This is a genomic window from Streptomyces tremellae (assembly GCF_039540215.1).
Lineage (GTDB): Bacteria > Actinomycetota > Actinomycetes > Streptomycetales > Streptomycetaceae > Streptomyces > Streptomyces tremellae.
Genome location: NZ_BAABEP010000159.1, coordinates 1 through 811, shown reverse-complemented (window position 1 = coordinate 811; position 811 = coordinate 1). Strand labels below are relative to the sequence as shown.

General features: G+C 84.8%; 1 pseudogene. It reads left to right on the top strand.

The features are described 5' to 3' along the window. A pseudogene (locus ABEA77_RS33805) lies at nt 1–811 on the top strand (hypothetical protein); the annotation flags it as partial.

Sequence of the window (811 nt, the reverse complement as noted above, 5' to 3'; positions counted from 1 at the left end):
GGGGCTGCCCGTGGCCGCCGCCCGCGCGGTAGCGGCGAGCGCGGCCGGGGTGGCGGGGGCCTGCGTGCTGTGGGTGGCACCGGTGCCGCTGCTGGTCCTCGCGGAGTCGGCCGCCAGTGTCCGCGCGGGGGCCGGGCCGCTGCCCGCAGGAGCCGCGCCGGCCGTCCTGGCCGCCGTGGCGCTGCTGCTGCCGCCGGCCGTGCGGCGGTCGGCAGGACCGCGGTGGGCGGCGGCGACCGGGCCCGCGGCGGTCGCGCTCGCCGCCGCGGCCGCGGTCGCGCTGCCCGCGGCACTCGGGCTCGGCCGCGTCCCGACGGCGGTGCTGCTGCTCGCACTGGTCGCCGCCCTCGCGGCGGCCACGGTACGGCCGGCCGGGGCCGCGGACGCCGCGGCGGCGGTGACGGCCGCCGTGTCCGCCGCGGTGTGCTGCGTGCCGCTGGTGGTCCTGGCGGCGGGGGCGCGCTGGTCACTGGTGCTGGTCCTTGGCGTCCTTGCCGCGCTGGGCGCGGGGGTCGCGGCGGCGGGTGGCCGGGGCGCCGGGCGCGCGCCGCTGGTGATCCGCGCGGTGGCGGGGCCGTGGGCCGTGGTGGGCGCGGCGGCGTGCGGGTGGACGGCGGCGGTGGCGGCGGGCCTGCCGGCTCCCGGCATCGCGTTCGCGCTGCTGCCCGTCCCCGCCGCGGTGGCCGCGCTCCTGGTGGCGGACGTGCCCCTGCCGCGCCCCGTCCTTGCGGGCGTGGAGGCGGCGGGCCCGGCGGCGGCCGTCGCCGCGCTCTGCCGGGCGGCGGCCGCCCCGGCCGCGCTCGCGCCGGTG